This is a genomic window from Vibrio sp. 1069 (genome assembly GCF_033340555.1).
This window is the reverse complement of sequence record NZ_JAWOWP010000447.1, coordinates 1-666: the sequence shown is the minus strand read 5'-3', so window position 1 is coordinate 666 and position 666 is coordinate 1. Positions and strand designations below refer to the sequence as shown.

Genomic DNA, 666 nt, shown 5'->3' with positions numbered 1-666 from the left:
GTTTTGTCCTGTCGGTTAATAGATACCACTTCATTCATCACCCGAACATCAACGTTAAAGCGTGATAAAAAGCTTTCTGGCGTTTGTAGTAGTAACTTACTGCGTTCTTGGATATCGCCGCCGATGTGATAAGGCAAGCCACAGTTGGCAAATGAAACAAACGGGCCACGTTCAAACATGATGATTTCGGCATCTTCGCTTAGACGACGAGCACGCGCCGCCGCAGATGCACCACCTGCAACACCACCGACGATTAAGATCTTAGTCATTTTTAACTCCAAGTTTTAGGGCGAGCTGACCTTTCACGAATAGCCTGTGTGAAAGGTCACTGCGCTCTAGATTATCTAAAACCAAATTTCTTTAAAAAATAAGCAGCAGGGCAGATTCCCGTGTAAGCACTTTGAATAAGATTAACGCCGATAAACACGGTGAACCAAATGAAGTTACTGTGAACGAACACGGTTAGTATGACCGAGACCAATACCATCGTGCCTGCAAAAACTCGTACTGCATTTTCTAACGTCATAGCTCTTCTCCTTCGTACTCTCAAACTGAGAACGCCATCCTTTGATGTTCATCACTATAATTAACTCAATTAGAAATGTCTAATGTTAATTTATCTAAATTCACAATTACTAATTTAGTGTTGACTAAAGATGTTGTTTT

The 666-nt window shown here is 41.3% G+C and carries 2 protein-coding genes; both read right to left on the bottom strand.

All coding sequences use genetic code 11. The features are described from left to right. The coding region (locus R7040_RS27045; protein WP_411978218.1) for an FAD/NAD(P)-binding oxidoreductase at nt 1-269 on the bottom strand (269 nt) is incomplete at its 3' end. Between the two features lie 71 nt (nt 270-340). Then, on the bottom strand, nt 341-526 hold the full coding sequence (locus R7040_RS27040) for a DUF2892 domain-containing protein (protein WP_005460908.1): 186 nt from the start codon (nt 524-526) through the stop codon (nt 341-343). Nucleotides 527-666: the final 140 nt, after the last annotated feature.